The sequence below is a fragment of the Micromonospora sp. NPDC003197 genome, from assembly GCF_053590565.1.
The window spans coordinates 1-12186 of record NZ_JBSFTE010000039.1 but is presented as its reverse complement, the minus strand read 5'-3'; the positions used below and the strand labels follow the sequence as shown (position 1 = coordinate 12186).

13 protein-coding genes and 1 pseudogene are annotated in these 12186 nt (G+C 65.2%); 8 read left to right on the top strand and 6 right to left on the bottom strand.

Annotation, left to right across the window (positions count from 1 at the left end; translation table 11 throughout):
- Position 1: 1 nt before the first annotated feature.
- The 5 genes and pseudogenes from ACWDV4_RS28930 to ACWDV4_RS28910 all read right to left on the bottom strand — a co-directional run bounded on the left by ACWDV4_RS28930 (position 2) and on the right by ACWDV4_RS28910 (position 5817).
- A complete protein-coding gene (locus tag ACWDV4_RS28930) occupies positions 2 to 1756 on the bottom strand; it encodes a ricin-type beta-trefoil lectin domain protein (protein WP_449985149.1) in 1755 nt (584 codons plus the stop codon).
- Positions 1757 to 2773: 1017 nt separating this feature from the next.
- Positions 2774 to 2899 carry a hypothetical protein gene (locus tag ACWDV4_RS28925; protein WP_449985146.1) on the bottom strand — a complete coding sequence of 42 codons (126 nt, stop codon included), beginning with the start codon at positions 2897 to 2899 and terminating at the stop codon, positions 2774 to 2776.
- Positions 2900 to 3419: 520 nt separating this feature from the next.
- Positions 3420 to 5012 carry a DUF262 domain-containing protein gene (locus ACWDV4_RS28920; protein WP_449985200.1) on the bottom strand — a complete coding sequence of 531 codons (1593 nt, stop codon included), beginning with the start codon at positions 5010 to 5012 and terminating at the stop codon, positions 3420 to 3422.
- Between the two features lie 53 nt (positions 5013 to 5065).
- Positions 5066 to 5371 (bottom strand): annotated as a pseudogene (locus tag ACWDV4_RS28915) (DUF262 domain-containing protein); the annotation flags it as partial.
- A 227-nt stretch (positions 5372 to 5598) separates the two neighbouring features.
- On the bottom strand, positions 5599 to 5817 hold the full coding sequence (locus ACWDV4_RS28910; protein ID WP_449985144.1) for a hypothetical protein: 219 nt from the start codon (positions 5815 to 5817) through the stop codon (positions 5599 to 5601).
- Between the two features lie 329 nt (positions 5818 to 6146).
- Here ACWDV4_RS28910 and ACWDV4_RS28905 point away from each other — a divergent pair, with 329 nt between their 5' ends.
- The 3 genes from ACWDV4_RS28905 to ACWDV4_RS28895 all read left to right on the top strand — a co-directional run bounded on the left by ACWDV4_RS28905 (position 6147) and on the right by ACWDV4_RS28895 (position 8465).
- Positions 6147 to 6452, top strand: coding sequence for a hypothetical protein (locus ACWDV4_RS28905; RefSeq protein ID WP_449985141.1), 306 nt, complete (start codon positions 6147 to 6149; stop codon positions 6450 to 6452).
- Positions 6453 to 6890: 438 nt separating this feature from the next.
- Complete coding sequence (locus tag ACWDV4_RS28900) at positions 6891 to 7985, top strand: integrase core domain-containing protein (protein ID WP_449985139.1); 1095 nt, start codon at positions 6891 to 6893, stop codon at positions 7983 to 7985.
- 297 nt (positions 7986 to 8282) lie between these two features.
- Positions 8283 to 8465 carry a hypothetical protein gene (locus tag ACWDV4_RS28895; RefSeq protein WP_449985137.1) on the top strand — a complete coding sequence of 61 codons (183 nt, stop codon included), beginning with the start codon at positions 8283 to 8285 and terminating at the stop codon, positions 8463 to 8465.
- A gap of 80 nt (positions 8466 to 8545) precedes the next feature.
- Here the strand turns inward: ACWDV4_RS28895 and ACWDV4_RS28890 are convergent, their stop codons facing one another.
- Positions 8546 to 8689 (bottom strand): hypothetical protein, encoded by a 144-nt coding sequence (locus ACWDV4_RS28890; protein WP_449985134.1) that lies wholly within the window; start codon positions 8687 to 8689, stop codon positions 8546 to 8548.
- Here ACWDV4_RS28890 and ACWDV4_RS28885 point away from each other — a divergent pair.
- From ACWDV4_RS28885 to ACWDV4_RS28865, 5 genes are all read left to right on the top strand, one after another.
- Positions 8688 to 8963: a hypothetical protein gene (locus ACWDV4_RS28885; RefSeq protein WP_449985131.1), complete on the top strand. Its 276-nt coding sequence runs from the start codon at positions 8688 to 8690 to the stop codon at positions 8961 to 8963. The genes ACWDV4_RS28890 and ACWDV4_RS28885 overlap by 2 nt on opposite strands.
- Positions 8867 to 9241, top strand: a complete 375-nt coding sequence (locus ACWDV4_RS28880; RefSeq protein ID WP_449985198.1) for a DinB family protein — start codon at positions 8867 to 8869, stop codon at positions 9239 to 9241. Before ACWDV4_RS28885 ends, ACWDV4_RS28880 begins: the two co-directional genes overlap by 97 nt.
- Positions 9242 to 9794: 553 nt before the next feature.
- Positions 9795 to 10040, top strand: a complete 246-nt coding sequence (locus tag ACWDV4_RS28875) for a hypothetical protein (RefSeq protein ID WP_449985128.1) — start codon at positions 9795 to 9797, stop codon at positions 10038 to 10040.
- A 91-nt stretch (positions 10041 to 10131) separates the two neighbouring features.
- Positions 10132 to 10485: a hypothetical protein gene (locus ACWDV4_RS28870; protein ID WP_449985126.1), complete on the top strand. Its 354-nt coding sequence runs from the start codon at positions 10132 to 10134 to the stop codon at positions 10483 to 10485.
- A gap of 725 nt (positions 10486 to 11210) precedes the next feature.
- Positions 11211 to 11558, top strand: coding sequence for a hypothetical protein (locus tag ACWDV4_RS28865; RefSeq protein WP_449985123.1), 348 nt, complete (start codon positions 11211 to 11213; stop codon positions 11556 to 11558).
- The last annotated feature ends 628 nt before the right edge of the window (positions 11559 to 12186 follow it).

Below are 12186 nucleotides of genomic sequence, written 5' to 3'. Positions count from 1 at the left end.
GTCAACGATGCCACTTCTGGTTGTCGGTGCCCGCGCAGTCCCACAGTTGCAGGCGCGTTCCGTTACTCGTTCCCAGATACCTGGCGTCGACGCACCTGTCCGCGCGCTTGTTGACCAGATCATGCGCCTTGTTCAGCGTGAACTGCTGACTCGCGCTTCCGTCGCAAACGCTCAACAGAATCCACGCACCGTTGGCGGTCGAGCCACCGGCCACGGTCATGCACCGGTCGAACGCCCGAATCGTTCCGTCGCTGTAGACCGTCCACCGCTGGTTCGGTCCGCCGTTACAGTCCCAGATCTGCAACTGCGGGTTGCTCCGGTAGGCGCCGTCGGTTACGTCGACGCAACGACCACTACCATGCCCGATGATCGGGCCGGCGCTACCCACCGGCTTTGGTTGGGGTCTCGTCGATGCCGGTTTCGCGGGCGTCTGTGCTGGTGCCGGCTGCCCGCCAGTCTGTGCCCCGGACACCCCGCCGGTAGCGGTGTCACCGGCGGGTCCCGCACCCGGCGTCCGGCCGCCCGACCCGGCAAGCGAGCGATCCGGGCCACCCGTCGACGGCGACGGGCGCGGGCCCGGCAGCCGTGGGTCACCCTGGTAGCTGGTCACGTACCCCTCGGCCAGCGCGACGAACACACGCACCGCTGGCGCGTCGGGGACCCCGCCTGCTCGCCGTACCGTTTCCGGTCCCCAACGGAACGCCGCGAGTGCCTTCTGGTACGCATCGCCCTCTCCCGGACCCAACTCCTCGACCAGGGCGCACATCACCACGCCGAGCGCCGTGATGGCCCGCTGCGGGTCCCACGGGGACGTCACGGCGGCATCGGGGGCATACTCCGCCCACACCACCGGATCGAACTGGGCGATCCCCTGCCCACCATTCGCCCCGAGCAGGTTCGGGTTGAATCCCGACGCCGCCATCAGCTGCGCGGCGACCCGGGTCGCCGGCACCGCCGGGCACGCCTTCCCGGCCAGCAGGATGGCTGACAGGTACGCGTCCGGTACCGGCTTCGCCGGAGTACCCGCGCTTGGCTGCACCCCGCCCAACGGACCGGCGGACGACGTTGCCCCACTCCCGCTGAACTCGGGCTGGCGTGCGTACCAGGTCGCGTAACCCGTCACCATGTCGACATATCGCTTGGCCGCACCCGGGACACCGCCGGCGTCGCGGACGGCGGCTACCCCGGAGTGGTATGCGGCCAGCGCCAACCGCCATTGGTCACCGCCGGTCCTCGCCTGCCGAACGCGCCCGGAGAGGTCACACATGTAGTGCGCCAGCGCGACGACGCTCGCCGCCGAGTCCTCCCGCCGCGCGTCCGCTGCCGGCTTCCACTCGTCCCACACCGCGTCGGTCAGGCCGGCAACACCCGTGCCGCCCTGCTCGGTCCGGGCATTCGGATCAAAGCCGGAAGCCACCATCAGCTGCCCTGCCAGGCGGGCCGGGGTCAGCACAGAGCAGGACAGCGCCGCAGTGGAGATGGCCTGTACCTGCCCAGGCGGAACCGGTCGCCCCGGACGCGAGTCGTTGGCGGCACCGGTCCGGAGGCCCGACAGGCCGACCGCAGCAGCCGCAGCGGTCAGGGCCAACAACACGCCCACCGCGATGCCCCTCCGTAGCGGGCTGTCCGGCCACGCCCATCCGGCCCCCAGGAACCCGCGCACTGACGTCATCCCGCGCCGCGCAACACCGGCGGTAAGGCCGCCGGACAGGCTGCGCAGCTTCGGCGAGCGAGCTGCCTCGGACCTGGGTCGCATGCTGTTTGTTCCTCCCTGACACCATCCGTCAGGTACGACGATGCGCCGCTTCACTGGTTCACCCCGTGGCTAAGATTCGGTAGACAGTCCCGGCCACGCCGCGTTGTTCTCAGTTGATAAACAAACCGACTTGTGCGATACATGCCACGGGAGAGCGGGCCCTTCTGTTTCAGCCCAACTCACGGCAGCTTGGCCGGACGACCCTCTCGCACTCCTCCGAGCCTCGGTATCCGAGCCGAGCCGGTGAACCGACCCGGGTCGAGTCCGTAGTGAACAGCGAAACCCAAGGAGCCTTTCCGAGCAGCGATGTGAGGACTTGAAGTAGCCAACTCGGTCAACGGATCAGACCCGCCCAGATCCGTTGCGGTGCAACGAGAAGACGCAGAAACCTTGTTAGAAGGCAGCCCTTCCCGGGATCGCCATCATCGATGGCCCTACGTCACCAGGAGTAACACCAGCGCTACCCCTGCCCGTGCGCAAGGTCACCGTGTCGTTCCTGTCCGGCCTCCTACACACCGAACAGCAGCGGCTCGGCACCTCGCTCCTCTTCGCTGTCCCACATCCCTTGGAATAGATCATCTAGGTCTTCGTGATACGGCATGAGGCAGCGGTGCTGCGCCGACAGGTCTGCCAAAGGTGCCGCGTCCATGCTGACTAAAGGCATCAACACCGCTATTGCCCACGGCGCGGACCCGGCCAAAGATCCTGGCACGCGGCGACTCCGCCTGATGCAGCGGCAAGGCCATCACTGCAATCGTCAACGCCGGAGCGCAGTGCTCGTTCGCCATCCGCCCACAACCCAGCCGTCGACGCCACGATTGCCACCATCCCCCAGCACGCCTACACGCTGGTGCACTACCCGGGCGCCGTCACCGATCCCGACACCTGCGAACTGATCTCCGACGCCCACGTCATCGAAGTCCCCAAACACCCCCGGAGTCGAAGCCGGTTTATGGATCGAGGTAAAGAGCCGTAGCAGTGCGCCAGTACCTGGCGCACTGCTACGGAAGAGCGTTGTTAGAAGGACCAGAGGTAGGGGCTGCTGGCCGTACCGCCGGTAGCCAGTCCCGCGCCCGGTGCGATGTCGACGGACGCGCTTGCGATGTAGCCGCCGCCGTTGACGTAGGTGTCAACACGGAGCACCAAAGACGGGTTAGGGCCCCATCCCTGCCAGTGGTGGGACCTGCACTGCCCCGCCGGGGCGGTGATAACGCCGCCGCCGGTGTAGTAGGCGTTGGTTTGGAAGTTGCCGTAGGAGCAGATTCGCAGTTCAAAGTCGGGAACCGACGAGGCGGACGCCGGACTGGCCAGACCCAGCGTAAGTGCCCCCGCCAGTACCCCGGCTGATGCTACGACGGTCCCGACGCGGCTTCTAATTTTAAGCTTCACAGCTTCCTCTCTGCGCATAGCCCTGGACCGCTTAGCGGTCCATTGTCGACCCTGCTATGTGGAGAGACGCACCGCATCGGCCGTGGTTCAGGGTGGACCTGACGCGGCTTGACGGACATCCTGATGTTTCCCGGGTTTCACGGAGTCGTTGTGGTTGGTTTCATGCCACGGACAGGGACATCGATCGAACTCTCGACCCGACCGCCAGGACGGGGAGGGCTTATGTCGGGCGGAAGGCGGGGTCCGGCCGCCTTCCGCTCGGAACCTCACGCCGTCAGGTCGGGTCGTGGACCGCGTTCGTTGGCACTTCACCCTGGGTCTGTTGGGAAGGTATCGAACAGCCGCCTGGCTGGGTCGTCTGCCCTGCGTGTGTGCCAACGGGGGGGCCAGTCCACACCTGGCAGATGTGGTCCGTCAGTTCCGCTGCCCGCGCCTCGATATCGGCATCACGCCACGCGTCGGGATGATCCTTGATCAAGTCCTTCGACAACACACGCAGGCTGTACTTCTCCAGGAGACTGCGCTTGCCCAAGCCGGCCTCGCCTCCGGAGGTCATGCCCGCAGCCTCCGTGTCGGTCCACGGCCGATTCGACAGGGCGCCGTTGAGGCTCTTCGCCACCAGGGTGAGGTTGCCAAGGGTCTGAATGCGTCGGTCACGGTCCGCCGCTTGCTCGGGCGTGAGCCGCGGCTCAGGGTTCCAGTGGGTCTGCCACGACCGGGGCATCACGTGTTCGATCTCAAGCTTGGCCGGGAGCGCGATGTTCTCGTGAAACTTGGTGCGAAGCTTCTTCTCGATCGCCTCCAGCACAACGCGCAAACGCGATTGGCGCAGGTATCCATAAAGCTTGAGCGAGGGAAGCTCGGCCTTCATGGTGGCGTCGGTAGGCCACAGACGCGCATCCGCCCGCTGGTCCGCGAGGAAGTTCCGGACCGTGTCGCCCGCCGTGTCGATCGATGACCGGTCGAGGAGCTTGAGGATGGAGACCATGGTCTTGTTGACGTCCTTCATCGTCATCCGGAGCAACGTCCGGCGCATGACCCAGCTCTCCAGTGCCTCGAGGGCAATCTCCAGCTGCTTCTCGGGCACCTTGTGGTTGTCCGACAGAAGCCACAGCAGCAGCGGGCTTGTCGCGGCGAGTCCCATCGTTTCGATGACCCGGGAGTAGAACGACCCCTGGGCTGTGTCCTCGGGGAGATTCGCCAAGGCGCGGTAGGTGTCAGCGTCCTTGCGGAATTCGCTCAGGAGCTTGTCGGCGCCGTCAGGGCTGGACATGTAGGGCGCGGCGTACTCGGTGAACACCCGGAAGACCTGCTCGGTCTTCACCTCGTCGCGCAACCGCATGGTAAGCCAGTACTGCACGAAGATGTCGATGCGGGAGCGCTGGTGACGGCCCTGCACGATCTCGGCCCGCCACCAGTCATCGTCGAAGTCGACCCAGTGCGTCTCCGACCAGTCCTCGACGTCAGCGCCGGCCTTCACGCCCCGCTGGAACACCCAGTTCTTGATCAGGTCGGCCTTGAGAAGCGGCGTCCCGCGGTCGTTCAAGGTCTCGAAGATCAGCTGGGAGTCGTCGTGGCCTGTCAGATTGATCGCGACGATGTACAGCCCATCGCGCAGCGTTGCCGACAGCGCCTCCGCACGGGCCTGCTCGGAGCCCGGCGGGGTGTTGCCATCGTCGTCAGGCGTCCCGGTGAGCCAGGCGTGAGCCTCGTTGGAGAAGAACTCGTGGGCAGAGATGATCCGGTGCTCCCCGACCCCGCCGGGCTTGGGATCCATCGCCTGGGCAAACGCAGGTCGGTCATGCTTCGACGGCCACAACTTGAACCGCTCAGGCTTGCCCTTGAAGGCCGACGAATGGTTGAAAATGAGCCCTTCGAGGTCTTCAGCGAGAAGTCGTGCCCACGCTCGGCGACTGCCGCTTGGACGGCATCGATCATCAGTTGGATCGTGGTCATGCGCTGCTGCCCGTCAATCACCATGTGCCGAGTGACATCCCCGACCACCGGCGGCTTCGACTCGTAGACAACCGCGCCCAAGAAATGATGTGGCACAGCCGGCTCAGCGCCGGCGGCGACGACACGGCTCTCCGCGACCCGAATCACGTCGGCCCACAACGGCGCCCACTGATCTTCCTCGTTCCAGACATACGGCCGCTGGAACGGCGGAATCTCGTAGTGCACCCTGCCGTCGAACAACTGACGGGGACTCAGCGCGTCTGCCTTCACTGGTGCCACTCCCACTCAACCACGACGAGGACCTATGCCATCCCGCCAAAGGGCTCCGACAGTGTGCCCCCCGACGGACGCCCCGAAGTACGGGCCGAGGGAGCAAGACTCCTCCTATCTCCGTGGCTGCTGTCAATCGACGCAGGTGTACTCATGGTGGCGGCGGTCGTCTTCATCCTGGTCCTGATGGGATCCGACGGAGCGGGTCGCCCGAACTACTCGTCCTCTTAATCGCGCTCGTGCCGATCAAGCTCCCGCACCACCTGCATCGCACGCCGATGCCGCCACGCCAACTCAGCAAACAGGCGATGCGGTCGGGGCTGCCGCGGAACCGACCCATGGCGCGTTTGAGACAAGTCCCGGATGAACTCCCCATCTGTGACCAGGAAGATCAGCACGTACGGGATCAGGAGGCAGCCAACCAGCGCGCAGAGCACTCCGAGCATGGCGCGATGCTACGTAGTTGACCCGCCACCCGTTGTCCCCGACCGGGCAGACAAGGTCGTCAGGGGTCAGACCAACCTGCCGTCTGCCGACGTCTGCGAATAGCCGCGCCCGTGTGAGGTGCCGAGCCGACGCCGCTGGACAGCACCACGATTGCTTCAACCTGCTGGACAGCGATCTCCCCGCTTGCGGCCATGGTTTTTCCCCGTCGGCGGCCAGACGGATCCTGTCACCGTTCCGGGGCCTCGAACCGCGCTTCCGACCGTCCCTTGTGTAGGCCTACCGGGTTAGAGTTGCCGGACCTTTTCGCTACCTGGAGGGTACCGCTGGCATGTCCCGACCTGCCTTCGCCTCGCTTCCCGATCCGGCCCTGGCGGCGGATGATGTGCCGCTCAGTGACTCGCTTGTCGCCGAACTCGGCAGGCGAGGCTGGCGGGTGGGCGATGATCCGCTGCGGGCACGCTGGTTGCGGCTCGCGGCCTGTCATTCCACCTTTCTGTACGAGTTCGACAGGCCGCCGATCTCGGTCACCGCGCTGGCGGCGCTGGGCAAAGTGGGTGCCACCCATCTGGCGCTCGCGGTAGCCGACCTGGTTGTAGAGCGCACTCGTCCGGACAAGGTCGGCAAGCAGAATTAGCTCATCGCGCACATGCCCGGATGGGTCGCTAAGCAAGTCGCTGAGGGCTTGGCCGTCGCCGAGTCGATAAACCTGGGCAAGGGCGAGGAGCCCAACCGGCGGACAACGTCGCGCCTGGCTGAGGACGTCATGCACCAGTCCCTCGGCGTGGTGGTGCTTCTCGGCGTGTACCGTGCCAGAACCTGTCGCACAGGCTGTAAGCGGGGAGCTCTTAGCTCGGGCTGACCATCGTCGGTATGGTCGTACGGCTGCTGTACCTGGGAATAATCCACCTATTCACCAGACTGGGGCTACTAATCCGCAGCGACAGAGCGCTGATGGTCGAGGTACTCGCGCTGCGGCACGAAATAGCGATACTGCGCCGCCACGTTCAGGGCCGCCCTCGCCCGCCTACTGCCCCGCCGGATACGGGCACACCGGATCGTCACTCCGGCCACGTTGCTGAACTGGCACCGATGGCTGGTACGACGCCACTGGACCTACCCGAACAAACCAGGCCGACCACCCATCAGCAACGAAATCCGGAACCTGGTACTGCGGCTGGCCCACGAGAACCCGCGATGGGGCCACCGCCGAATCCAAGGCCAACTACAGCAGCTCGGCTACCGCATCGGGGCGGGCACGATCCGACGAATCCTGTCCCGCAGCCGTGTCGGCCCGCCACCCCGACAGCAGGACACCCACTGGCGTACCTTCCTACGCAACCAGGCCGCTGGTTTGCTGGCCATCGACTTCTTTCACATCGACACGATCCTGCCGCGACGCCTGTACGCGCTGGTGGTCATGGAGGTGGCCACCCGAAGGGTCCACCTCCTCGGCGTCACCGCCCGCCCCACCGGGCAATGGGTGACCCAGCAAGCCCGCAACCTCACCATGGACCTCGGCGAGCATGCCAACCGATTCCGGTTTCTCATCCGCGACCGCGACGCCAAGTACACCACCGCCTTCGATCATGCCTTCGCCGCCGAAGGCATCACCGTGGTCAAGACCCCGCCCGGTACCCCACGGGCCAACTGTTACATCGACCGCTGGGGCCGCAGCCTCCGCGACGAATGCACCGACCACATGTTGATCTACAACGAACGGCACGCGCAGGCCGTGGCCAACAAGTACGCCGACCACTTCAACAACCACCGGCCACACCAAGGACGACAGCAGCAGCCACCCAACCACGATCCGGCCGTCATCATCCCCATGGACAAGCCCATACGACGCCGACGACGACTCAGCGGAGTGATCAACGAGACCACCGAGCAGCCTGAGCCAATCTTCAAAACACCAGGCCAGGCCAACCTCACCGGCGCTGAGCTACCAACCTGGATCGATCAGCTCCGTCAGGACGATCTACCCCACCTGCGGCAGTTCGCCGACGGACTCCACTACGACTACGACGCCGTCGTCGCCGGTCTGTCCACCAATTGGAGCTCAGGCCAGGTCGAGGGCCAGAACACCAGAGCCAAACTGATCAAACGTATGGGCTACGGCCGCGCCAACTTCGACCTGCTCCGCAAACGCATCCTCCTGCAAACCTGATCACCATCACAAGATCAGCGACAGACCCGACGAAAAAGAACGTCCCCAGCCTCTCGGTGGTCGGGGCCGGGGCCGTCCGGGCTCTGATCTGAGGAACAGGCTCAACGGCCGCTGGCGAGCATCCAGATCCCGACGGCCGTGAACAGGCTGCCGCCCACGAGACGAAACGCGACATCCCCAAGATGTCTCCTGGTGAGATCGATTCGTGCCGCCTGCGGGGCGTCCGGAAGGTAGCGCACTGGGACCCCACCGGCCATGGGAAGCCCCTTGACCTTCGGATGACCTGGCCTCGAACGTGTGCCGACTACCCTGCGCATCAACGAATTCGACCACCGCGAAGTAGGCAGTGCCATCCTTTGCGGAGCTTTGCACGCGGTGGCGGACCACCAGGCCCCTGACGCGGACTTCCTCGCGTTGGAGACGGTGCTGGATCATGGCCTCATGGGCGCCGGCCCCGAGGACGGCAAGACCTGCCCGTAGCAACACCGCACCCCACACCGCAGCCTCCCCCTCCCTGCTTTGCACGACTCTTCGGGCGCCTCCTGTCGCAGGAGTGGACGCTACATCGGCTGCAGGCGGTTCCTGGTGAAAAAGCTGGGCTGCGCGGTGACGCCGACGAGGCGGCGGTAGTTGACCGAGCCGACCGACCCGTCCATCCTGATCATCCCGACCGCCCCGGAACCACCGTGCCCTGGAGCTGACATGGCTGACATGATCGTGCCCGACCCCGTCACGCGCGACATTCTCGCGATCTTCGAAAACGTGCGATTCCGGCTGTTCGAGCGCCTGGAGGGCTTGACCGACGCCGAGTACCACTGGGAGCCGGTCAACGACTGCATCAGCATCCGCCCCGAGACGACGGTGTCTTCCGCGTCGCCACGCTGTTTCCGGAATCGAGTCCGGAGGCGCCGGACCCCTTCACGACGATCGCCTGGCGCATCTGGCAAATCGGCAGCCTCTGCCTGCGCGGCTATGTGATCCACTTCTTCGAGGACGTTCCCGAGCTCGGCGACCGCCACGAGTGGCCAGGCACCGCGAAAGAGGGCGTCCAGGCGCTGGCCGAGGACTGGGAGCACTTCATCTCCCATGTCGCATCCCTCGGCGACAAGCGCCTCCTGGTGCCGATAGGCATGGGCCCAGGCGGTTGGGCCGATGAGACCTATCTGAAGCTCGCGCTGCACGCTCTGAAAGAGGTCACACATCACGGCGACGAGATCGGCCTGCTGCGCGACCTGTACCTGCGCGAAGGCGTCTGATTTGGCGGTGGGCGACCTTGTCCGGCGGCCGGAGTGCGGATGGCCAGATCGTCGATCCGGTGGCGCTCGTCGAGATCGATGACGTCGTGGGTCACCGGGTGCCCTGGGCGCTGTGGCGTCCGGCGAACTGAGCACGTTCGAACGACGAACCCAACCGCGCGTCACAAGATCAGCGACAGACCCTCAAGCCGTACTTACCTCTGCACTCCAAACCGTACCCCGACAACTGCGGATGAAGCTCAGCGACGGTTACGGGATCTGCAGACCGCTCAGACCCCGCCAACGGTCGCGGCAGCAGCCGGCAAGAGGCAGCAAAGCGTTAGGGACGAACAGATACCACTGCTTGAGAGCTCCCATGACCAAAGGATGGGCACCGGCAGCCCTGTCCTGCGAGCCCCAGTTTGGAGGATCGTTTCTGACTGCCCGGTTCTGTCCGTTGTGCCTGCTCGTCGGCGATGTGGCGCTGACCGGTGTTGCCCACTGATGACAGTTCGGTACACCAGTTAATGGCCCCTGGATGGCCGGGTCGGTCCTGGGCGGTACCGTCGCTGATGTGCAATCCGATCGCGTTCTGCTGGACCAGATCCGCGCTACGCCGTGGATCGCGGCCTTGTTGGTGCGGTTCGATTTCGATGTCTCGCGGGGAGCATACGGGCCGGTTGAGCCGGTCCATCTGTCCGGCGGCGAATCCCTTGAGATGATCGCCGGGGACGCTTCGGGCGGAGCATTCATGTTGGTCGGCTCTGGTAGTCAACGACCAGTCGTGTACGTCGGGTCGGAAGGCGAGGGCCCGGCCTGATCTGTGCGAGTCGAACGACGAGCACGACGCCTTCCTGGTCGACCTCTACGCCTTTCGGCAACGCCCGGCAACCATCTGAGCGGAGAAAATCATGGCCATTCCGAAGAAGGGCAGCCGCCTCATCTCGGTCGACGGCATCATTTATCGCTGGCGAATCCGCCCGAAGCCCACGTATAGCCAGGGAGTGGCCGAGACAGCGTTGACCTACGCCGTCGAGCTGGAGCAAGACCCGGGCTCGGTACTTGTCGTTACGACCGACTCTCCGCGACCGGACAACTGGATGATGGCCTCGGGGAAGGCGGTTCGTCCGGCCGAGGTTGTTGACAGCATCCGGGTAGCGCTTCGGCAAGGCTGGCGGCCCGACCGACCGAACCCGGTGATGCATATGAGCGCTATCGCTACCGCCGGGGAGGAACTGACCTCGGCCGAGACATCAGGTGTCTGAACGCAGGTCCAGGTATCCGATGTCACCAGCTCGATCCGCGTGCGGCTCTCCGGCGTCGTACGCCTCACCGCCCCCGGCCCGAGAGGGCCGGGGGCGGCCGCGTAACGCCGGCTCACCGCGCACTTGGACCACGTACTCCGGTGGCAAGCCGCGCAGCGGCACGGCAGCGATCGCCCCGACCTCGACGGCCGGCCAGCCACCCTCGCGATCGTCACGGCCTGACGCCCGATCCTTCGGAGCATGGAACCGTGGGAGAATCCTGGGATGTCGACTGTACGAAAGAGCCATGCCGCGTAGATCGCCAGGTGAAACCCGTGCCGCCCTTCGTCGGCGCACACGGCCAGGGGAACGAATTGCTGTGGTCTCTGGCATTCCTAGCCGGGGTCAGTCCGAGATTGCCCGGCTAGAGCGGGAACGTCTGCACCCTGGCGCGGTCGCTGAGGCATTGCAGGGCTGGGAGTCGTTTGTACGCGCGTCGCGACATCAGCGGGACGAGATCTGGGGTTGTGGGCAACTCTCGTGCTGCCCGGATCCGTTCGATCACCGTCGAGTCTTGGAACTCGCCATACACTCCCTGCCGCCGGTTGCGGCCAGGGTGCTCCGGCGACGTACCGAGGCATTGGACTCGTTCATCGCAGACTGGGATAAGCCTCTGGGCCCGTAATTTCTGTCGCCTCGGCGGCTCGCACGGACCGGGGATTTCTGGACACGCTACGGTTCACCGCATGCGGTATCCGGCACGCGTCACCGATGCCATCTGTAGCGAGGTCGATGATGTCCTGACGCTTTCCTTACGCGATGGGCCGCGGCGGGTGATCGAGTTTCTGTTCTGGTACGACTTCGATGCCCACGAGGTGGTCAACGGCGACGGTGTCGTCGCGTACGAGGCGGTGAGTTCGTGGCGGCTGACCCCTCGTGATCTCTATCTGGAGTACGGCGCACCGGCCGCGACGAAGCTGGGGTTCCCGAGAGTGCACCATCTTGGGCTTGACCTGTCCAGTGAGCATTTTTCCATGGTGCGCGCTGCCCTGGTTGAGATCATTGGTGTCGAGTGCCATGTGATCGAGGGCTAAACCCGGCCTGCCGCACGGGCCGATGCCGGCCGGAGGTCGCCAGCAGGCCAGGGCCGGGCCGGCTTGATACAGAGAACGAACAATTCGGCAGATGACCCGATTAGCCACCTGAAACTTGACCAGCAGCCAAGGAGCACTACCGGACGGCGCACTTGACTGTGGTGGTCCCCAGAAACCCCAAGAAGGCCGACTCGATCTACTCGAATCAGCCCTCTGACCTGCGGTTATACCCTGTCGGGACGGCGGGATTCGAACCCACGACCCCTTGACCCCCAGTGAACTAGCAGGGCTGCCAGCGGCTGCCGAACGCTACTGGCTTGTGCCGGGAATGCAGGTAACTGGCGATGTGAGGTTCGGGCTACGCCAGTCGCTGCCAGAGTTCACCGGGCCGTCCGTGAGACGGTTGTGAGATCTCACCGCCGTCCGGCTGGCGGAGAGGCGCTTAATGGAGAACAGCAGCCAGCGCCTCTCCGCCGGCTGTTGCATGGCCAACCGGCTACCGCGCCCCAGCATCCCAGAAGAGCACATCTAATCTAAGAGGGACCGTCAGTAGGTGTTATTTGAGGCGGCGGGTGGTGGGGCGGGTGTTCCAGCGGTAGTGGGTACGGGCTTGCCGGATGAGGGCACG